Annotated in this window: 17 protein-coding genes; 7 read left to right on the top strand and 10 right to left on the bottom strand. The window is 70.0% G+C overall.

Features of this window, described 5'->3' with window-relative positions:
- Positions 1-29: 29 nt before the first annotated feature.
- Entirely contained in the window at positions 30-305 is a 276-nt protein-coding gene (locus tag MRBLWO14_RS01895; protein WP_096714642.1) for a YlxR family protein, read from the bottom strand.
- Positions 306-365: 60 nt separating this feature from the next.
- Positions 366-1,349, bottom strand: coding sequence for a transcription termination factor NusA (nusA, locus tag MRBLWO14_RS01900; protein ID WP_341934796.1), 984 nt, complete (start codon positions 1,347-1,349; stop codon positions 366-368).
- A 130-nt stretch (positions 1,350-1,479) separates the two neighbouring features.
- On the opposite strand from nusA, the gene MRBLWO14_RS01905 reads away from it, so the two are divergent.
- Entirely contained in the window at positions 1,480-2,835 is a 1,356-nt protein-coding gene (locus tag MRBLWO14_RS01905; protein ID WP_341934797.1) for an FAD-dependent oxidoreductase, read from the top strand.
- Here the strand turns inward: MRBLWO14_RS01905 and MRBLWO14_RS01910 are convergent.
- The 3 genes from MRBLWO14_RS01910 to MRBLWO14_RS01920 are packed head-to-tail and all read right to left on the bottom strand — an operon-like array spanning position 2,804 to position 6,425.
- Entirely contained in the window at positions 2,804-3,844 is a 1,041-nt protein-coding gene (locus MRBLWO14_RS01910; RefSeq protein ID WP_341934798.1) for a TIGR00730 family Rossman fold protein, read from the bottom strand. The genes MRBLWO14_RS01905 and MRBLWO14_RS01910 overlap by 32 nt on opposite strands.
- A gap of 11 nt (positions 3,845-3,855) precedes the next feature.
- Positions 3,856-5,613 carry a proline--tRNA ligase gene (locus tag MRBLWO14_RS01915; RefSeq protein WP_341934799.1) on the bottom strand — a complete coding sequence of 586 codons (1,758 nt, stop codon included), beginning with the start codon at positions 5,611-5,613 and terminating at the stop codon, positions 3,856-3,858.
- A gap of 41 nt (positions 5,614-5,654) precedes the next feature.
- Positions 5,655-6,425 carry an isocitrate lyase/phosphoenolpyruvate mutase family protein gene (locus MRBLWO14_RS01920; protein ID WP_341934800.1) on the bottom strand — a complete coding sequence of 257 codons (771 nt, stop codon included), beginning with the start codon at positions 6,423-6,425 and terminating at the stop codon, positions 5,655-5,657.
- 94 nt (positions 6,426-6,519) lie between these two features.
- On the opposite strand from MRBLWO14_RS01920, the gene MRBLWO14_RS01925 reads away from it, so the two are divergent.
- Entirely contained in the window at positions 6,520-7,935 is a 1,416-nt protein-coding gene (locus tag MRBLWO14_RS01925; RefSeq protein WP_341934801.1) for an RNB domain-containing ribonuclease, read from the top strand.
- Between the two features lie 54 nt (positions 7,936-7,989).
- Here the strand turns inward: MRBLWO14_RS01925 and MRBLWO14_RS01930 are convergent, their stop codons facing one another.
- Complete coding sequence (locus MRBLWO14_RS01930) at positions 7,990-8,763, bottom strand: hypothetical protein (protein ID WP_341934802.1); 774 nt, start codon at positions 8,761-8,763, stop codon at positions 7,990-7,992.
- Positions 8,764-8,858: 95 nt separating this feature from the next.
- Positions 8,859-9,989, bottom strand: coding sequence for a flavodoxin-dependent (E)-4-hydroxy-3-methylbut-2-enyl-diphosphate synthase (gene ispG / locus MRBLWO14_RS01935; RefSeq protein WP_251586420.1), 1,131 nt, complete (start codon positions 9,987-9,989; stop codon positions 8,859-8,861).
- 241 nt (positions 9,990-10,230) lie between these two features.
- On the opposite strand from ispG, the gene MRBLWO14_RS01940 reads away from it, so the two are divergent.
- Positions 10,231-12,114: a chorismate-binding protein gene (locus MRBLWO14_RS01940; protein ID WP_341934803.1), complete on the top strand. Its 1,884-nt coding sequence runs from the start codon at positions 10,231-10,233 to the stop codon at positions 12,112-12,114.
- Positions 12,115-12,131: 17 nt separating this feature from the next.
- Here the strand turns inward: MRBLWO14_RS01940 and MRBLWO14_RS01945 are convergent, their stop codons facing one another.
- Positions 12,132-13,448: a site-2 protease family protein gene (locus tag MRBLWO14_RS01945; RefSeq protein WP_341934804.1), complete on the bottom strand. Its 1,317-nt coding sequence runs from the start codon at positions 13,446-13,448 to the stop codon at positions 12,132-12,134.
- 93 nt (positions 13,449-13,541) lie between these two features.
- Here MRBLWO14_RS01945 and MRBLWO14_RS01950 point away from each other — a divergent pair, with 93 nt between their 5' ends.
- The 3 genes from MRBLWO14_RS01950 (at position 13,542) to MRBLWO14_RS01960 (ending at position 16,679) form a co-directional block, all read left to right on the top strand.
- On the top strand, positions 13,542-14,114 hold the full coding sequence (locus tag MRBLWO14_RS01950; RefSeq protein WP_341934805.1) for a hypothetical protein: 573 nt from the start codon (positions 13,542-13,544) through the stop codon (positions 14,112-14,114).
- 97 nt (positions 14,115-14,211) lie between these two features.
- Complete coding sequence (locus MRBLWO14_RS01955; protein WP_341934806.1) at positions 14,212-14,949, top strand: YcnI family protein; 738 nt, start codon at positions 14,212-14,214, stop codon at positions 14,947-14,949.
- A gap of 107 nt (positions 14,950-15,056) precedes the next feature.
- Positions 15,057-16,679, top strand: a complete 1,623-nt coding sequence (locus MRBLWO14_RS01960; protein ID WP_341934807.1) for a UDP-N-acetylmuramoyl-L-alanyl-D-glutamate--2,6-diaminopimelate ligase — start codon at positions 15,057-15,059, stop codon at positions 16,677-16,679.
- 21 nt (positions 16,680-16,700) lie between these two features.
- On the opposite strand, the gene dxr is transcribed toward MRBLWO14_RS01960, so the two are convergent.
- A complete protein-coding gene (gene dxr / locus MRBLWO14_RS01965; RefSeq protein ID WP_341934808.1) occupies positions 16,701-17,783 on the bottom strand; it encodes a 1-deoxy-D-xylulose-5-phosphate reductoisomerase in 1,083 nt (360 codons plus the stop codon).
- Positions 17,784-17,821: 38 nt separating this feature from the next.
- Positions 17,822-18,805: an FKBP-type peptidyl-prolyl cis-trans isomerase gene (locus tag MRBLWO14_RS01970; RefSeq protein ID WP_341934809.1), complete on the bottom strand. Its 984-nt coding sequence runs from the start codon at positions 18,803-18,805 to the stop codon at positions 17,822-17,824.
- Between the two features lie 124 nt (positions 18,806-18,929).
- Here MRBLWO14_RS01970 and MRBLWO14_RS01975 point away from each other — a divergent pair, with 124 nt between their 5' ends.
- Entirely contained in the window at positions 18,930-19,709 is a 780-nt protein-coding gene (locus tag MRBLWO14_RS01975; protein WP_251585583.1) for a lysophospholipid acyltransferase family protein, read from the top strand.
- Positions 19,710-19,729: the final 20 nt, after the last annotated feature.

Raw genomic sequence — 19,729 nt, forward strand, 5'->3', positions numbered from 1 at the left:
CAGGGCAGACCACTAGTCGCGGACGGGTCTCATTTCGAGCCGTTCACTTTGTTTCCATAGCTGTTCAGCCTTTGTTTCTCGATGGTCTGCGTGTCCAGGTGGCCGGACACGCGCAGTGCTCGTCCGAAAGCACGTCGCCGCAGTGCGGCGTCCATGCATTCCTGCGTCGGATGCACCCACGCGCCTCGCCCCGGCAGCACAGCACGCTCATCGATGACGAGGGTGTCGTTCTGGGACACCACCCTGAGAAGGGCGGAGCGGGGAGCACGCGTGCGGCAACCGACGCACGTTCGTACGGGTTCCATCTTACACCTGTGTTCCCGCCCTCATCGCGCCGGAGGCGCGAGTCGGGCGTGCGGCCGGGGTCAATCCAGGACGCTGTCCGGCTGGATGTCGATCTTCGCGCCGGTGAGCTTGGCGGCCAGACGGGCGTTCTGCCCCTCCTTGCCGATCGCGAGCGACAGCTGGTAGTCCGGGACGAGCGCGCGGACGGCCTTCGTGCCGGCGTCGAGGATGAACGAGCTCGTCACCTTGGCGGGCGACAGCGCGTTCGCCACGAAGGCGGCGAGCTCCGGGTTGTAGTCGACGATGTCGATCTTCTCCCCCGCCAGCTCCTCCGTCACGGCACGGACACGGCGTCCCAGTTCACCGATGCACGCGCCCTTCGCGTTGATGGACGGGTCGTTCGCCTTGACCGCGATCTTCGTGCGGTGGCCGGCCTCGCGGGCGAGCGAGACGATCTCGACCAGGCCTGCGGCGATCTCGGGCACCTCGAGCGCGAACAGCTTGCGCACGAGACCGGGGTGGGTGCGCGAGACCGTGATCTGCGGTCCCTTGAGCCCCTTCGCGACGCTCGTGACGTACACGCGCAGACGCGAACCGTGGGTGTACTCCTCGCCGGGCACCTGCTCCTCGGGCGGAAGGATGGCCTCGACCGAGCCGAGGTCGACGTGGATCATGCGGGGGTTCGGCCCCTGCTGGATCACGCCGGCGACGATGTCGCCCTCCTTGCCTCGGAACTCGCCGAGCACGGCGTCGTCGGCGATGTCACGGAGGCGCTGGCTGATGACCTGCTTGGCGGCGAAGGCGGCGATGCGGCCGAAGTCGTCCGGCGTGGCCTCCTCCTCGCCGATGACCGCGCCCTCGTCGTCCTTGACGACCTGCAGCACGGCGACGTGGCCCGTGCGGCGGTCGAGTTCGACCCGCACGCCCTCGGGCGTCGCCCCGTCAGCCGAGACATGCTTGGCGTAGGCGGTCAGGATGGCCTGTTCGATGATCGCGACGAGTTCGTCGAAGGGGATCGCCTTCTCCTTCTCGATCCCACGCAGCAGGCTCAGTTCGATATCCATGACGACTCCCTATTCAGCTCTCGTCGCGCCGGTTCGCACGCGCGACATCCGTACCACGATACCCTGACCCCACCGCCCCATGCCACGGCGGCGACCGCGCCGGCGCGGTGCACGATGCGCAGGAGGATCAGTGAGCACGTACGACACCATCGTGATCGGGGCCGGGATGTCCGGCGTGACGGCGGCGCGCATGCTCGTCGACGCCGGGCGCAGTGTGCTGGTGCTCGAGGGACGCGACCGGATCGGCGGTCGCATGAACACCGACCGCACGGCAGGGTTCCCCGTCGACCTCGGCGCCTCCTGGGTCCACGGGATCGACGACTCGCCCCTCTGGGACCTGGTCCGAGCGCTCGACATCCCCACCATCGAGTACACCGTGGGGAGCTTCCAGGTCGGCGGGCGGCCGATCGAGAACTTCGCCGACGACGGGACTCCGATGGATGCCGCGGCCTCGGCGCAGTGGGTCGACGACGTCGAGCTGGCCGATCGCCTGCTGGCTGAGGAGATCGACTCCTCGGCCTTCGGCGACACCTACCTCGATGTCACGGAGCGCGCACTCGATCGCTCGGGACTCTCCCCTCAGCGCATCGACGAGGTGCGCGAGTTCTTCCGCCATCGCGTCGAGGAGCAGTGCGGTGCCTGGATCGGCGACCTCGACGCGCACGGTCTCGACGAGGACGCGATCGACGGAGACGAGGTCATCTTCCCCCGCGGGTACGACGAACTCCCCCGCCGCATCGCCGCCGGTCTCGACGTGCGGCTCGGCTCGACCGTGACAGAGGTCTCCCGCACGGCCGACGGGGTCGTGGTGACGACCGCCGACGGCGAGCAGCACGGCGCCCGCACGGCCGTCGTCACCGTCCCCCTCGGAGTGCTCAAGGCGGACTCGATCGCGTTCACCCCTCCCCTGCCGGATGAGATCGCCGGACCGATCGACCGCCTCGGCATGGGCGTCTTCAACAAGATCTTCCTGCAGTTCCCCGCGAGGTTCTGGGGAGCGGACAGCTACGTGCTGCGCGCGCTGGGCGAAGCCGGAGAGCACTGGCACTCCTGGTACGACGTCTCCGCGGTGAGCGGCATCCCGACGCTGCTCACGTTCGCGGCGGGTCCCTTCGGCAGACGGATGCAGCAGCTCTCCGACGACGAGATCGCGGCCGACGCCCTCGGCGCCCTGCGACGCCTGTACCCGGATGCCGCGGAGCCCACCGCGCAGTGGATCACCCGGTGGGGTCAGGACGCCTACTCGGTCGGCTCGTACTCGCATCTCGCCGTCGGATCGACGCACCATGACCACGATCAGCTCGCAGGCCCCGTGGACGGCGTGCTGCACTTCGCCGGTGAGGCGACCTGGGGCGACGAGCCGGCGACGGTCGGTGCGGCGCTCTACTCCGGGCACCGGGCGGCGGAGCGGATCCTCGGAACGCCGGTCGACCTCTCCGCCTTCGCGGAGCGGATCAGACAGCGGGAGCGGTCTGCAGCGAGTTGATCGCTCCGATCAGCCGGAACAGGTTGCCGACCTGGCGCTGATCGAGGTGCAGTGCGAGGCGCGGCAGCTCGAGCACGTCGTCGTCGGTCACCTCCGGCGACCGCGGCGAGGTCCGTTCGATCCGCCCGCTCGTCAGCATCCCCGAGAAGCGCTCGTTGAGGTCGTCGATCTCGGCATCCGTCGGCTCGGCCCTCAGCCGGAGGATCAGCGTGTCGCCGACCCACCGCAGCGAGTCGTAGTTCCGCCAGAAACCGGCGATCTCCCTGACCGCCGCGTCGACGGAGTCGGTGACCACCACCCGGTCGAAGTCGCCGGGAGAGATGACCCCCGTCGGTGCGAGGTGCTCGTCGACGAACTTCTGGAGCCCGCTCCAGAAGTCTCCGCCCTGCTCGTCGAGAAGCACGATCGGGGTGGGCTCTGCCTTGCCCGTCTGCTGCAGAGTGAGCAGCTCGAACATCTCGTCGAGGGTGCCGAAGCCGCCGGGGAGGCAGATGAACCCGCTCGACTCCTTGATGAGCATGAGCTTGCGGGTGAAGAAGTACTTCATCGCGACCACGTGATCGCTGCCCGCGACGAGGCTGTTCGCCTTCTCCTCGAACGGCAGGCGGATCGAGACGCCGAGGGAGAGCGCGGGACCCGCTCCCTCCGCGGCTGCCTGCATGATGCCCGGCCCCGCCCCGGTGACCACCATCCACCCGTCGGACGCGAGCGAGGCGGCGACATCTCGGGCCTGGAGATAGAGCGGATCGTCCTGCAGCGTGCGCGCGGATCCGAACACCGTCACCTTCGGAACGCCCCGGTACGGCGCGAACAGCCGGAACGCGTCGCGCATCTCCGCGAGCGCCGCCGAGGCGATCTTGAGATCGAGCCGCTCCGTATCGTCCTCGCCGAGCTGGATCGCCGTGCGCATCATGCGCATCACGAGCCGACGGTCGGTCAGCACGCCCGCCTCGTCGAGCACGGCGTTGATCTCGGCGCTCAGCGCGTCCGGCAGCTGTCCGTCGGTCATGGCATCGGCTCTCACCGTGTCGTGAGGCTGCTCACCGCCTCGGCGATCGAGACCGTGTCGCGGTCACCCGTTCGGCGGTCCCAGAGTTCGACCTGCCCGTCGGCGGCGCCGCGCCCCACGATGACGATCCTGGGGACGCCGACGAGCTCCGCGTCGCCGAACTTCACTCCGGGCGAGACCTTGGGGCGGTCGTCGTAGAGCACGTCGAGGCCCGCGGACTCGAGCTGGGCCGAGATGTCGGCGGCGATGTCGAACGCGACCTGGTCGCGGCCCGCCGCGACGACCTGCACGTCGAACGGGGCGACGGATGCAGGCCAGATGAGGCCCTTGTCGTCGTTGTTCAGCTCGGCGATGATCGCGAGGATGCGGGTGACGCCGATGCCGTACGACCCCATGGTGACCGTGACGAGCTTGCCGTTCTCGTCGAGCACCTTGAGGCCCAACGCCTCGGCGTACTTGCGACCGAGCTGGAAGACGTGACCGATCTCCATGCCCCGCGCGAGCTCGACGGGGCCCGAGCCGTCGGGCGCGGGGTCGCCGGCGCGCACGTTCGCGATCTCGACGATGCCGTCGGCCTCGAAGTCGCGCCCGGCGACCACCGAGTGCGCGTGCTTCTGATCGATGTTCGCGCCGGTGATCCAGCTCGTGCCCTCGCTCACGCGCGGGTCGACGAGGTAGCGGATGCCCGTGGCCGATTCCTCACCCAGCACGGCGCCGGTCTCGGACCAGGGCCCGATGTATCCCTTGACGAGCAGCGGGTTGTTCTCGAAGTCGTCCGCCGTCGCCGTCTCGACCTCGGCCGGGGCGAACGCCACCTCGGCGCGCTTCTCGTCGACCTCGCGGTCGCCGGGGATGCCGACGACGACGAGCTCGCGGGTGCCGTCGAGGTGGGTGAGCGCGAGCACGACGTTCTTGAGCGTGTCCGCCGCGGTGTACTCGCCGTCGAGATGGGCGTTCGCGTGCGCCACGAGGGTCTCGATGGTCGGCGTGTCGGGCGAATCGAAGACCACGGGAGCCGCGTCGGCGTCGAACGGGACGGCTGCGGGGACGGGCGTCGTGAACGCCTCGACGTTGGCGGCGTAGCCACCGGCACTGCGCACGAACGTGTCCTCGCCGACCGGCGTCGGGTGCAGGAACTCCTCGCTGCGCGAACCGCCCATGGCTCCGGCATCCGCCTGCACGATCGCATACTCGAGACCGAGGCGCTGGAAGATGCGCTCGTAGGCGTCGCGCTGGGCCTGGTAGCTGGCGTCCAGCCCGGCATCCGAGGAGTCGAAGGAGTAGGCGTCCTTCATCGTGAACTCGCGTCCGCGCAGCAGCCCGGCGCGGGGCCGGGCCTCATCGCGGTACTTGTCCTGGATCTGGTAGATCGTGAGAGGCAGGTCCTTGTACGACGAGTACAGGTCCTTCACCAGCAACGTGAAGGCCTCTTCGTGCGTCGGCGCGAGCAGGTAGTCGCCGCCCTTGCGGTCCTGGAGGCGGAAGAGCAGGTCGCCGTACTCCTCCCAGCGACCGGTCGCCTCGTACGCCTCCCGCGGCATGAGCGCCGGGAAGTGGACCTCCTGCGCACCGGCAGCGGCCATCTCCTCGCGGACGACCTTCTCGATCCGAGCCTTCACCCGGAGGCCGAGCGGCAGCCAGGCGAAGATCCCGGCCGCCTGCGGGCGGATGTACCCGGCGCGGATCAGGAGCTTGTGGCTCGCGATCTCTGCACCGGCAGGGTCTTCGCGGAGCGTACGGAGGAAGAAGTTCGAGAGACGAGTGACCACGGGCCAAGTCTAGTGACCGGTGGCCACCCGTCCTCACGAGGTCAGTTGAGCGCGGGCAGTCCCTGCGGGATGACGCCGCCCGCGTAGAGGCTCGCTGCGAGTTCCTGCACCGCGGTCAGCGCGACGCGCTGCGGGAGGGGGCCGTACGAGATGCGCGTGACGCCGAGCTTCTCGTACTCGGATGCGGCGAGCGCGCCGGGCAGCCCGATCACGCTGACCTTGCCCTCCCCGATGCCCTCCACGAGCTGGCGCGTGACGGCCGCGTCGAGCATTCCGGGAACGAAGACAGCGGTGGCACCCGCGTCCAGGAATGCCTTCCCGCGCTGGATCGCGTCGGCGACGCTCTCGGCGACGGGACGGTGGCCTGCGCGCACGAAGGCGTCGGTGCGGGCGTTGAGCGCGAACGGCACGCCCTCGGCCTCCGCCGCCTTGACGATGGACTCAACGACCGCGACGGACTCGTCGAACGGCTTCAGGCGGTCCTCGACGTTCGCGCCGACCACGCCGGCCTGGATCGCGAGTCGGGTGGTCTCCCCCGCGTCCTCGTATCCGTCGTCGAGGTCGGCCGTGACGGGAACGGAGACGGATGCGGCGATGCGCCCGACCATGTCGATCATCACCTCGCGCGGAGTGGTGCCGTCTTCATAGCCGAAGGAGGCGGCGACGCCGTGGCCGGCCGTCGCGATCGCCTTGGTCTCGGGCAGGGCGGCGACGGCGCGCGCGGAGACGACGTCCCACACGTTCACGACGCGGAGGATCTCGGGGGCTTCGTAGAGTCCGATGAGGGTCTTGGCCTTGTCAGCAGTGGTCATGTCCCCACGCTAACGCGCCACGCGTCCGCGGGGGCCGATACGACGCACGTCACGCCGCGGATCGCATGTCCTCGCCTCCGCCTAGGGTGGGGTCATGCCTCAGCGCCGCTCTCATGTCGCCCCCTCCGCCGCGCAGACCGAGCTCGCTTCGGCGCTGGCGGCCCTGCGGGAATCCCTCGACGCGCCAGCGGAGTTCCCCGAGGAGGTCATCGCCGAGGCGGAAGCGGCGACCGCGCCGACGCCGGCACTCGATCTGCGCGACATCCCCTTCGCGACGCTCGATCCCGAGGGATCTCGCGACCTCGATCAGGCCTTCCATCTCGAGCGTCGAGGCTCCGGCTACGCGGTGCGGTACGCGATCGCCGACGTCCCGGGGTTCGTGAAGCCGGGCGGCGCAGTCGACGCAGAGGCACGCCGCCGAGGTCAGACCCTGTACGCCGCGGACGGGTCGATACCGCTGCACCCGCGGGTGCTCAGCGAGAATCGCGCGTCGCTCCTGCCCGACCTGGATCGTCCCGCACTCGTCTGGACCTTCGACCTCGGCTCGGAGGGACTCGTCGAGGGTTTCCGACTGGAGCGCGCGCTCATCCGCTCGCACGTCCAGCTCGACTACCCCACGACTCAGGCAGCGATCGACCGCGGCGATGGCGGGCCCGCCGAGCTCCTGCCCGAGATCGGCGGTCTGCGCATCGAGCAGGAGCGACTTCGCGGGGGTGCCAGCCTCAACCTCCCCGACGAGGAGGTCGTGCGCACACCCGACGGCGGCTACGCCATCGAACGGCGTCATCCGCTCCCCGTCGAGGAGTGGAACGCGCAGCTCTCCCTTATGACGGGCATGGCCGCGGCATCCTTCATGCTCGACGCGAAGATCGGCATCCTGCGCACGATGCCGCAGCCCGACGAGCAGGCGTTCGCGACCTTCCGCCGGCAGACGGAGGCACTCGGACGACCGTGGACGACGGGGCGCTACGGCGACTATCTGCGCGACCTGGATCGTGCCGATCCGCTCACGCTGCCCGTCCTCCAGGCGGCGGCGACGCTGTTCCGAGGCGCAGGCTACGTGACGTTCGACGGAGCCGTACCGGCCGAGACCGAGCAGGCCGCGATCGCCGCCCCCTACGCGCACGCCACCGCTCCGCTTCGGCGGCTGGTCGACCGCTGGTCGCTCGTCATCTGTCTGGCCGTCTCCGAGGGATCGGAGGTCCCGGCATGGGTGCGGGAGTCGTTGGCCGGGATCCCGGACCTCATGCAGGAGTCAGGGCAGCGTGCGTCGAAGCTCGACTCCCAGACGGTCAACTGCGTCGAAGCGGCGCTGCTGACACCGCTCGTCGGCTCGACGATCGACGCGACGGTGGTGGAGGCCCGGGGCGAGCGCGGCACGGTGCAGATCGCCGATCCGGCCGTCACCGCATCCTCACCGATCCCGCCCGGCACGGTGGCCGGCGCCGTCGTCCGGCTCCGCGTGATCAGCGCCGACATCGCGACCGGCTCCGTCGAGTTCGCGCTCTGACGTATGCTCGGCGGATGGACCACCTCGCCGCAGGACGGGTTCGTGCGCTGAGACTCAGGCGGCGATGACCGTGGTCGTCATCACGAGCTGCTGCGGGTCGGCGAGGTCGAGCGACACGGTGATCTGCGCGAACTCGTCGAGCGACCCCGTGTGCGTGCCTCCGCAGAGGATGTCGGCGGTCCCCTCGGGGAGCTCGCAATGCCAGGTGCGCCGGTCGACGATCGTCGGTCCGTCGGGGACGACGCGGCTCACGGCTCCCGACGCGACCCACTCGGCGAGGCGCGCGTTGATCGCGTCTTCCCGCTCCGCGATGGTCGCGGCGAAGGTCTCGGTGTCGAAGCCTGCGCGACGCAGGCTCTTGCCGAGGCGGTACTCGTCGACGGCTCCGTCTTCGCGGATGCGACTCGTCTGATTGGCTCTGCCCTCGAAATCCGGGCTGCCGAGAGCATCCTCCCCCGGATCTTTCCGCCAGAGGTCTGCGAGCGCGCCGTCGAGCGCGAGCGACGCCAGGTGGCAGGCCGTGTGACCACGGCTCAGCCCCGCGCGGCGCGCCTCGTCGACCACGAGCTCGACGCGCGCTCCTTCGACGAGCCAGTCAGGGGCATCACCCTCGATGGGGTGTGCGACAAGCCACGTCCAGCCCTCCACGCCGCGCTTGACCGGGATATCGGTACCGAGGGCGAACACACCCTCGTCGGAGACCGCGGCCATCACCGCTTCGGTGACACGCACGGCTCGGCCGTCGAACCTGATCTCGCCGCTGTCGCCCGGCTGATCGGGCCACGTGTGGTCGACCGGGTGGAACGGCGTCTCGTCGACGATCACCACAGCGCCAGCGGAGGAGGCTTCGATGCGCAGAACCGTTCCGGCTCCCTCGACCGCACCGCCCGCGAATGAGACTCGCGTGGCGGGGACGGCCGCTGTCACGCGGTCACGACCTGCGCGGTGCCGAGCGGTGCCTCGGGACCCATCTCGGCGGCGATGCGGTTCGCCTCCTCGATGAGCGTCGCGACGATGTCGGCCTCCGGCACGGTCTTGATGACCTCGCCCTTGACGAAGATCTGTCCCTTGCCGTTGCCGGAGGCGACGCCGAGGTCGGCCTCTCGCGCCTCACCAGGCCCGTTGACGACGCAGCCCATCACGGCGACGCGCAGCGGCACGGTCATGTCCTTGAGTCCCTCGGTCACGTCTTCCGCGAGCGTGTAGACGTCGACCTGGGCACGGCCGCACGACGGGCACGACACGATCTCGAGCTTGCGCTCCCGCAGGTTCAGCGACTGCAGGATCTGGTGACCCACCTTGACCTCTTCCGCGGGCGGCGCGGACAGGGAGACGCGGATGGTGTCTCCGATACCCTCGCCCAGCAGGATGCCGAAGGCCGTGGCGCTCTTGATCGTGCCCTGGAACGCGGGCCCCGCCTCGGTGACACCGAGGTGGAGCGGCCAGTCGCCCCGTTCGGCGAGCTGGCGGTAGGCCTTCACCATGACGATCGGGTCGTTGTGCTTCACGGAGATCTTGAAGTCGTGGAAGTCGTGCTCCTCGAACAGCGATGCCTCCCAGACGGCGCTCTCGACGAGCGCTTCGGGGGTGGCCTTGCCGTACTTCTCGAGCAGACGTCGGTCGAGCGATCCGGCGTTGACGCCGATGCGCAGCGAGACACCGGCATCCTTCGCGGCCTTGGCGATCTCGCCGACCTGGTCGTCGAACTTCCGGATGTTGCCGGGGTTGACGCGCACGGCGGCGCATCCGGCGTCGATGGCCTGGAAGACGTACTTCGGCTGGAAGTGGATGTCGGCGATGACCGGGATCTGACTCTTCTTCGCGATGATGTGCAGCACATCGGCGTCGTCCTGCGACGGCACGGCCACACGCACGATCTCGCAACCGGATGCCGTGAGCTCGGCGATCTGCTGCAGAGTTCCGTTGATGTCCGTGGTCTTCGTGGTGGTCATCGACTGGACGCTCACCGGGGCGTCGCCGCCGACGAGCACCTTGCCCACCTTGATCTGGCGCGACTTGCGACGAGGGGCGAGGACTTCAGGGACCTTCGGCATCCCGAGATTGACTGCTGGCACGCTCCCAGCCTACGCCGCCTGGATGCACGGGGGCTGGATGCCGCACGGGCGTCATCCGCCCCGGCGCGGTCGCACCGGTGTGGTAGTTTCGCCCCTATGCTCGCGAACGTCACCTGGTGGCCCGCCTCCTAGGCGGTGTGTTCGCGTTCCCACGAATCCAGACCGCCTCCGGGGCGGTCTTTTCGTTGAGCCGAGCCGGAGCCACGCACAGGAGACCCCGATGACCCTCACCCGCCTCGCCGAGCTCACCGCCGACCCGGAGGCGTCGTTCGTGCTGATCGCGCGCGACGGTGCTGACACCGTCGAGCTGCTCACCGGCCAGGTCGTCGACGTCGACCTGCTGGCCGACATCCCGCTCACGATCGACGGCACCCCCCGCGAGATCTTCGCCCTCGTCCCCTACCGACAGGTGCGGGAGCGCGGCTTCGTGGCGCAGGACGACGGAGCCCCGCTGCGGTGCATCGTCGTCGACGAGCACGTGCACCTACCCACGGCCGAGGTGCTGTCGGCCCTGCCGAGTGCGGCCGTGCCGCTGCGCGACGGCGGCTTCGACATCAGCGACGAACGCTATGCCGAGATCGTGAAGACCGTGATCGCCGAGGAGATCGGCCGCGGCGAGGGCGCCAACTTCGTCATCCGCCGTGACTACACCGCCGAGATCGACGTCGACGATCGCACCGCTGCGCTCACATGGTTCCGCGCCCTCCTCGCCCACGAGCGCGGCGCGTACTGGACGTTCGCCGTCGTGACACCCGGCCGCATCGCGGTCGGCGCCAGCCCCGAGGCGCACGTGGTCGCGCGGGAGGGCGTGGTCACCATGAACCCGATCTCGGGCACGTTCCGCCACCCCGCCGGTGGCGCCACCCGTGAGACGCTCACCGACTTCCTCTCCTCGACGAAGGAGACGGAGGAGCTGTTCATGGTGGTGGACGAGGAGCTCAAGATGATGAGCGCCGTCTGCTCCGACGGCGGGCGTATCACCGGCCCGCACCTCAAGGAGATGTCGCGGCTCACGCACACCGAGTACATGCTGCGGGGGCGCAGCCGCCTCGACCCCCGCGACATCCTGCGCGAGACGATGTTCGCGCCGACGGTGACCGGTTCGCCGATGCAGAACGCCTGCGCCGTGATCCGTCGCCACGAGGCGAAACCGCGCGGATACTACTCGGGGGTCGCAGCTCTCTTCACCCCGAACGGCGACGGCGGTCACGACCTCGACGCCCCCATCCTCATCCGCACCGTGTACGTGCAGGACGGAGCGCTGAGCGTGCCGGTCGGCGCGACCCTCGTGCGGCACTCCGACCCGCACGGCGAGGTCTCGGAGACGCACGGGAAGGCCGCGGGCGTGCTCGGCGCGATCGGGGCGATCGATCGCGACGCGGCCGCCGAGGCGCGCGAGGATGCGGACGAGCCGGGCGAGAGACGCGCACTCGCCGACGATCCGACGATCGCCGCCCTGCTGTCGTCTCGCAACGCGCGGCTCGCGGACTTCTGGATGAACCCGCAGGGCGAGGACTTCACCGGTCCGTTCAGCGGACGCAGCGCCCTGGTCGTCGATGCCGAGGACCGCTTCACGACGATGCTCGCCCACCAGCTCCGGCACCTCGGGCTCGACGTATCGATCGCGCCGTGGAGCTCTGTCGACGATGCTGCCGTCGACGCCGCCGACCTCGTCGTCGCCGGCCCGGGACCGGGCGACCCCCGCGACGGCGACAGCCCGCGCATCGCCCGGATGCGCGAGGTGGTCGCACGCCGCCTCGACGCGCACCGTCCGCTGCTGGCGGTGTGCCTGAGCCACCAGATCCTCGCCGATCGCCTGGGCATCGACCTCGCTCCGCTGGCTGCACCGCACCAGGGGCTGCAGAAGTCCGTCCCGGTGTTCGGAGAGGATGCGTCGATCGGGTTCTACAACACCTTCACGGCGCGCGTGCAGCCCGCGACGACCTCCGTGGCGGGTGCCGAGGTCTCGGCCGATCCGCAGAGCGGCGACGTCTACGCGCTGCGCGGCGACGGCTTCGCGTCGGTGCAGGGGCACCTCGAGTCGATCCTGTCGCGTGACGGTATCCGCACGCTGCATCGCCTGGTCGAGCACGCCGTCGCCTGACGACGGCGCGTCTGCGCTCAGCCGCCGAGCAGCTTCACCGGGTTGAAGAGGTCGGCCACGAGCAGCAGCGCGCCCATGGCGATCAGGAGTGTCGCGACGACCACCGTGAGCGGCACGAGCCGTGTCGCGTCCACGGGGGCGGGCGGGGGTCGGCGGAAGAGGCGGGCCCAGGCCCGACGGATGCCGTCCCACAGCGCGACCACGATGTGACCGCCGTCGAGCGGGAGCAGCGGGATCAGATTGAAGACGAACAGGGCGACGTTCAGCGAGCCCAGCAGGCCGAGCAGCACCGAGAAGCGGTTCAGGATCGGTGCGTCCGTCGCAGCCACCTCCCCGGCCAGCCGACCGACTCCGACCACGCTCAGCGGGCCGTTGGGGTCGCGTTCGCCACCGGTCACGAGCGAGACGCCCACGTCCCACAGCCGCACCGGAAGGGTGAGGATCAGCGAACCGACGCGCGCGACCGTGTCGCCGGCCATCTCGGGACCGGCGATGAGCGGCTGCTGCACGAACCCCATCTGGGCGGCCATTCCGACGTAGCCGACCTCCTTGATCACGGGCTGTCCGTCGTCGTCGAGCAGGGGCTGACCGCTGGCGTCGGTCAGTGTGCGCTCCGCCTCGACGGGTGTGATGCTCAGCGTCTTGTCCGCACCGTCGCGGCGCACGACGAGCTCGAGGGTCTCCCCGGGAGCGCCCTGCACGATCGCGGTCGCCTCAGCGAACGTCGAGACGGCTCGGCCGTCGATCGAGACGAGCACATCGCCCGGCTTGATGCCCGCCTCGGCGGCCGGGGTCGCCGGGTCACCGGGCGCGCACTCGGTCGCGGTGGATCCCGCGGGCAGGACGCACTGGTTGACCGAGGCGATGGTCGTCGTGCCCTGCTGCACGCCGATGCCGGCGACGAGGACCGTGAAGATGACGACCGCGAGCAGGAGGTTCATGAGCGGACCGCCGAGCATGACGATCACGCGCTTCCACACCGGCAGCCGGTAGAAGACGCGGTCCTCGGCTCCCTCGGCGATGGTCTCGTCGTTGGCAGAGCGGGCGTCCTGCACCAGTGCGCGGAAGACTCCCTTGGCGGGGCCGGCGGTGCTGGATGCCGGATACATGCCGGACATCGAGATGAATCCGCCGAGCGGGAGCAGCTTGAAGCCGTACTCCGTCTCGCCGATCCGCTTGGACCACAGACGGGGGCCGAAGCCGATCATGTACTGGCCCACGCGCACGCCGAACAGCTTCGCCGGAACGAGGTGTCCGATCTCGTGCAGGCCGATCGACAGCCCGAGGCCGATCAGCATGAACACGATGCCGGCCAGATAGAGCAGTGCTTCCACTCCCCCACGCTACTGCCGCCCGCCTAGGAATCCGCCCACATACCTCCTGACCGTGCCGACGGCGCAGGCACGGTATCCGGTTAGGGTTGTTGCGTGACCACCCGGCAGCTCCGACTCCTGCGCGCTGCCTTCGCGACCTCGGTCGCCACGCTCCTGGCGGCCGTCTCGCACACGGTGGCCGGCGGTGCGGCACCGCATCCGCTGCTCATCCTCTCCGTCGCCGCGCTGCTCGTGTCCGCCGCGGCGCTGGTGGTCGGCATCCGTCCCTCGCTGACGCGACTCACCGCGACGGTCGTCGTGAGCCAGGTGGTGTTCCATTCCGTCTTCCAAGCGCTCGGTGCGCCGACCGCCGACGCGGCCGTGCTGGGCCATGCACACCATCTGGATCTCGCGTCGCTGGGTCCTGTCGCCGCGGTCGGTGCACCCGATGCACTGATGATCGCCGCGCACGTGGTCGCGGCGGCGCTCACCACCGCTTTGCTCTGGCGCGGTGAGGCCGTCGTGCGCCGTGTGGCGTCGTGGATGCTCGCGCGTCTTCGGCTCGCCGCGATGTCGACCCCGGCAGCCCACCGCTCGCCCGCGCGTCCGATCGTGACCGCGCGGTTCGTTCTCGCCGATGCCGTACTGCGGCCCCTCTCCCGCCGTGGCCCACCGCTGAACGCCTGATCTCCCCTCCCTTCGTCTCGCTCGCGCCGAGGCGTCTTCTTCCGCGGGTCGGCGCGCATCCGTCGCGCCCCGCATTCGAGCAATCAGGAGTACCACCATGCGTTCATCCCTCTTCACGTCGTCGTCGTCCGCCAGCCATTCATCCGCCGATCGTTCATCCGTGCCCCGTCGCCGGTTGCCACGGCGCACGCTCGCCGCCGGTGCCGTCACCGGGGCGCTTCTCGCGATCGCCGTGCCCGCCATGGCGAGCGCGCACGTCACCGTCAGTCCCGACGAGTTGGCCGCGGGAGACCACGGCGTGCTCACTTTCGCGTTCTCCCACGGCTGCGAGGAGTCGCCCACGACGTCACTGCGGATCACGATGCCCGACGGGCTCGCCTCGGTCGCTCCGACCGTCGACAGCGACTGGTCCATCGACGTCGAACGCGGAGACGACGGCCTCGTGAGCGCCGTCACGTACACGGCGGTCACGCCCGTGCCGAACGGTCTCCGCGGAGCCGTGAGCATGGGGATCGGCCTCGACGAGGACACCCCGGAGACGCTCGCCTTCCCTGTGGTGCAGACCTGCGAGACGGGCAGCACGGAGTGGACGCAGCTCGCGGAGGACGGCGAGGACCCGCACAGCCTGGACGCGCCTGCACCCGTCGTGCACGTGGCGGCCGCGAGCGGCGATCACGCCGAGCACGGCACGGCGACCGGCGCAGTGAACGCCGAGACGGATTCCGACGACGACGCCGCAGCCGACCCGACCCCCGTCGTGCTCGGATCTGCCGGTCTCGTGGCGGGGCTCGCCGCCCTCGTCGTGTCGGTGATGGCATACCGCCGCAAGGCCTGATCGTCCGATGCGATCCCTCCGGATGCGTCCGGAGGGGTCGCACCGCGACGTCGGCCACCGCGCCGCACCCGGGCTCGGCGTGCGAGCCGTGAGATCATGGACGCGACATGTCGATTGAACAACAACCGAGCCTGCCTCCCGTGCTCCGCCCCGCGAACCCGCCCCGGCGCGAGCTGTCCGAACTCGCCTCTCGTTTCGCCGAGGAGGTGCATGGCGACACCGACGGCGTGACCCTGACCGGGATCACCCTGGCCACCGCCGACCTCCGCGCCGGCGAAGCCTTCGTCGCGATCCGAGGTGTGAACCGTCATGGCGCCGAGTTCGCCGAGACCGCCGCCGAGAAGGGCGCTGTCGCGATCATCACCGACGCGGCCGGCGCCGAGATCTCGGCATCCGCCGGTCTGCCCGTGCTCGTGGTCTCGGACCCGCGCGGCATCCTCGGCGATCTCAGCGCCTGGGTCTACGGCACCGGCGCCGGCGACCCACTGCCCCTCCTCTTCGGCACCACGGGCACCAACGGCAAGACGAGCGTCTCCCACCTGCTCGAAGGCATCCTCGACCAGCTCGGTGTGGTCACGGGCCTGTCGTCGACCGCTGAGCGGCACATCGCCGGCGAGGTCATCGTGTCGCGCCTCACCACGCCCGAGGCATCCGAGATGCACGCTCTCCTGGCGCTCATGCGCGAACGCGACGTCGAGGCCGTCGCCGTCGAGGTCAGCGCCCAGGCGCTGTCGCGGCACCGCGTCGACGGCATCCGCTTCGACGTCGCCGGGTTCACCAATCTCAGCCACGACCACCTCGACGACTACGCCGACATGGAGGAGTACTTCGAGGCGAAGCTGCCGCTCTTCCGTCCCGACCGGGCTGTGCGCGGGGTCGTCTGCGTCGACTCCCCGTCGGGAGCCACGGTCGTCGAGCGTGCGGAGATCCCCGTCGTCACGGTCGGAACCCCGGCGATCGCCGCGGACCCCTCCTCGTCGGCCCGCGCCGACTGGGTCGTCTCCGTCGACGATGAGCGCGCCTCCGGCACGACGTTCACGATGACGGGCCCGGCGGGCACCCTCACGACGACGGTGCCGGTCATCGGTCCGCACATGGCGGCGAACGCCGCCCTGGCGATCGTGATGCTGCTCGAGGGCGGATACGCCTGGGATCGCATCATCGCCGCTCTCGATCGCGACGGAGGCATCCGGGCGCATCTTCCCGGACGCACCCAACTCGTCTCCGGCGAACGCGGTCCAGCCGTGTTCGTCGACTTCGGACACTCGCCTGACGCGTTCGAGAAGACACTCGCCGCCGTGCGACGTGTCACTCCGGGCACGGTGCTGATGCTGTTCGGCGCCGACGGCGACCGTGACGCGAGCAAGCGCTACGACATGGCCCGCACCGCCGTCGAAGGCAGCGACATCCTCGTCGTGACCGATCACCATCCGCGTTTCGAGGACCCCGACTCCATCCGGGCGACCCTCGTCGCGGGAGCGCGTGCGGCACGACCGGATGCCGAGATCCACGAGTACTCGCCGCCCGAGCGCGCGATCGAAGCCGCCGTGGCGATGGTCGGCGACGGCGACGCGATCCTCTGGGCAGGACCGGGGCACCAGGACTACCGCGACATCCGCGGGGTCCGAACCCCGTACTCCGCCCGTGAGCTCGCACGGCGCGCCCTCAAGGCCGCCGGCTGGCCCGTGCCGGATTCCGCGTGGCCGGTGCCGTACCCCGCTGAGGACTGACCTCGCGCTGAGGCCGGACGGTCAGGCGCGGGCGATCAGCGCGTCGGCGGTACGGCGCGCCCAGGACTCCGCCTCGGCCAGCGACTCGACGGTGAGCGACGACGGCGGCTCGTGAGCGTCGACGACGCGGGCGATCGTGTCGACGATGCCCAGGAACGTCGATCGTCCCTCGTGGAACGCCGTGACCGCCTGCTCGTTCGCCGCGTTGTAGACGGCGGGGAAGGTCGCGCCGGCGCGACCCACCGCCTTCGCCAGATCGACCGAGGGGAAGGCTGCGTCGTCGAGGGGCTCGAAGGTCCAGGACGCTGCCTTCGTCCAGTCGAGAGGTCGGCCGACGCCGCCGACCCGATTCGGCCAGTCGAGACCCAGCGAGATCGGCAGCCGCATGTCGGGCGGCGACGCCTGGGCGATCGTCGACCCGTCGACGAACTCCACCATCGAGTGCACGATCGACTGCGGGTGCACGACGACCTCGATGTCGTCGTACGCGATGTCGAAGAGGAGATGCGCCTCGATGACCTCGAGGCCCTTGTTCACGAGCGTGGCGGAGTTCGTCGTCACCATCCGGCCCATGTCCCACGTGGGGTGCGCCAGGGCCTCCTGCGGCGTGACCTCCGTCATCTCCGCGCGCGAGCGTCCGCGGAAGGGACCGCCGGATGCCGTGACGACGAGTCGCCGCACCTCGTCGTGCGTACCGCTGCGAAGGGCCTGCGCGATCGCGGAGTGCTCGGAGTCGACAGGGACGATCTGGTCGCGCTCGGCGGCGGCGAGCACGAGTTCCCCGCCCACGATCAGCGACTCCTTGTTCGCGAGAGCCAACGTGCGCCCGGCTTCGAGCGCCGCGAGGGTGGAGCCGAGTCCGATCGAGCCCGTGATCGCGTTGAGAACCACGTCTGCCTCGACGTCGCGTACGAGCTGCTCGGCCTCCACAGCTCCGAGAGCCGTGTCCTCGACCTGGAAACTCGCCGCCTGCTCGGCCATCAACTCGGCGTTCGACCCCGCGGCCAGACCGACCAGCTCGAAGCGTCGCGGATTGGCTCGGATGACGTCGAGCGCCTGCGTGCCGATGGAGCCGGTGGAGCCGAGGACGATGATGCGACGCATGGAGCCAGCCTATGGCACCTCCTCGGCCTGCCCCGTGGTTACGGAGCCTGCTCGAGCGGGGTCGTCGCGAGGATGTCGACGACGAAGACGAGAGTCTCGTTCTGCAGCGCGTTGCCCTCGGACGCGCCGTAGCCGTCCTTCGGAGGCATGGCCACGACGACCTGGGAACCGACCGTCTGGCCCTCCAGAGCCATCTTGAAGCCGGTCACGACGCCGGTCGTCGGGAACTGGGCGGGCTCCGCGTCACGGCTCCAGCTGGAGTCGAACTCGCTGCCGTCCGACCACTTCACGCCGCGGTACTGGACGGTGACGAGGTCGCCCTCGGCGACGACAGCACCGTCGCCCTTCTTCAGCACGGCGACCTCCGTCTCGGTCGGCGCATCGCCGTCGGGGATCGTGATGCTCGGTGCACCGGAATCGTCGAGCTCGACGGTCGGGAAGCCCTCGGTGGGCTCCTGGTCGGCGCCGGACGCCACGGTCGGGAGCTCGTCGATCGTCTCGACGTAGAGGACGCTCGGGTTTCCGCCCTGCTGAGTCGCGGGCAGGGTCAGCACCACGCTCGACCCGACAGGCAGGCACTCCGCTGCGACCGTGAAGACGGTCGACTGCGTGGGGTCGACCATCTGCTGCGGCTGCTGCACGGCCAGAAGAGCGCCGAGGACGCCGTCGGGGCCGCGCTCGGAGGTGCTGAGCACCTCGTTTGTCGTGGCGTCGACGAGCTGGTACCGCAGCGACACGAGGTCGCCGGGGTGCACCTCATCGCCGTCGCCCTCGGAGATGACCGTCCGCTCGGCTTTCGTGAAATCCGTGCCGGAGGGCACGGTGACCTTCGCGTCGGCGCCCGACCCTTCGACCGTGATCGCATCGGAGCCTGCGCCGGAGGCGAGGTCTGCGAGACACGAGCTGTCAGGTGCGGACGTCGGGTCCGCGGTGGAGTCGGGCTCCGCGTTGCCGGCGCAGCCTGCGAGGAGCAGGGTCGCCGCGGCGACGGTGGACAGGACGATGAGCGGACGCTTGCGCACAGTGAGACCTCGAGATCGCGGGCGGGACACCTCATCATGCCCCATGGCCCTTTGTCCGCGCTGGGAGGCGCGCGTCGCGGGCTTCATTCCCACCGGGGCATGGATCCGGAGGTAACCTGCTCTGATGACGTCAGAGCAGTCCGTCGAGCCCGATTCCTCGCCCGCGGAGTCGGAGCAACCCCGCCACGCGGGCTTCACCTACGCTCTCGGACGCAGCCTGATCAGTCCCCTCGCCCGCGTCGTCTACCGTCCTCGCATCGAGGGCCGCGAGAACGTGCCGCGCACGGGTGCCGTCATCTTCGCGAGCAACCATCTGTCGTTCATCGACTCGATCGCGATCCCCGTCGCCGCACCGCGCCCTGTGCACTTCCTCGCGAAGTCCAGCTACTTCGAGGGGACGGGGCTGAAGGGGTGGCTCAGCAAGACCTTCTTCGAGTCGATCGGCGCGATCCCGGTCCGACGCGGCGCCGGACAGGCCGCCCTCGACGCACTCGATCTGCAGCGCCAGCTGCTCGACGACGGCCTCGCCGTCGCGCTGTACCCCGAGGGCACCCGCTCGACGGACGGCCGCCTGTACAAGGGACGGACGGGCGTCGCGTTCCTCGCCCTCCAGACCGGCGCTCCCGTCGTCCCCGTCGGGTTGATCGGCACGGACAAGGTCATGCCCGTCGGCGCCAAGCTGCCCACTCTCAAGGAGCGGATCACTGTGCGCTTCGGCGCTCCGCTCGACCTCTCGCCGCACGGTCCCGCCTCCAGCGGCCGGGCTCGCCGCCTCGCGACCGACGAGATCATGGCCGCGATCCACGCGCTCTCCGGTCAGGAACTCGCCGGTGCCTACAACGAGGCTCCGGCCCAGAACACGATCGAGAAGATCAAGCAGGTGCTCCCCCACGAGCGTCGCTGACGTCGGCGCCCGCGGTCAGC

The sequence above is a fragment of the Microbacterium sp. LWO14-1.2 genome, assembly GCF_038397715.1.
In the GTDB taxonomy this organism is placed as follows: Bacteria; Actinomycetota; Actinomycetes; order Actinomycetales; family Microbacteriaceae; genus Microbacterium.

Excerpts from the sequence above, each read along its gene's own strand:
- MRBLWO14_RS01975 (WP_251585583.1), top strand. The coding sequence starts at position 18,930 with ATGACGTCAGAGCAGTCCGTCGAGCCCGATTCCTCGCCCGCGGAGTCG.
- MRBLWO14_RS01910 (WP_341934798.1), bottom strand. The coding sequence starts at position 3,844 with ATGACCGACGGACAGCTGCCGGACGCGCTGAGCGCCGAGATCAACGCC.
- ispG (WP_251586420.1), bottom strand. The coding sequence starts at position 9,989 with ATGCCGAAGGTCCCTGAAGTCCTCGCCCCTCGTCGCAAGTCGCGCCAG.
- MRBLWO14_RS01955 (WP_341934806.1), top strand. The coding sequence starts at position 14,212 with ATGCGTTCATCCCTCTTCACGTCGTCGTCGTCCGCCAGCCATTCATCC.
- MRBLWO14_RS01895 (WP_096714642.1), bottom strand. The coding sequence starts at position 305 with ATGGAACCCGTACGAACGTGCGTCGGTTGCCGCACGCGTGCTCCCCGC.
- dxr (WP_341934808.1), bottom strand. The coding sequence starts at position 17,783 with ATGCGTCGCATCATCGTCCTCGGCTCCACCGGCTCCATCGGCACGCAG.
- nusA (WP_341934796.1), bottom strand. The coding sequence starts at position 1,349 with ATGGATATCGAACTGAGCCTGCTGCGTGGGATCGAGAAGGAGAAGGCG.
- MRBLWO14_RS01920 (WP_341934800.1), bottom strand. The coding sequence starts at position 6,425 with ATGACCACTGCTGACAAGGCCAAGACCCTCATCGGACTCTACGAAGCC.
- MRBLWO14_RS01925 (WP_341934801.1), top strand. The coding sequence starts at position 6,520 with ATGCCTCAGCGCCGCTCTCATGTCGCCCCCTCCGCCGCGCAGACCGAG.
- MRBLWO14_RS01940 (WP_341934803.1), top strand. The coding sequence starts at position 10,231 with ATGACCCTCACCCGCCTCGCCGAGCTCACCGCCGACCCGGAGGCGTCG.
- MRBLWO14_RS01960 (WP_341934807.1), top strand. The coding sequence starts at position 15,057 with ATGTCGATTGAACAACAACCGAGCCTGCCTCCCGTGCTCCGCCCCGCG.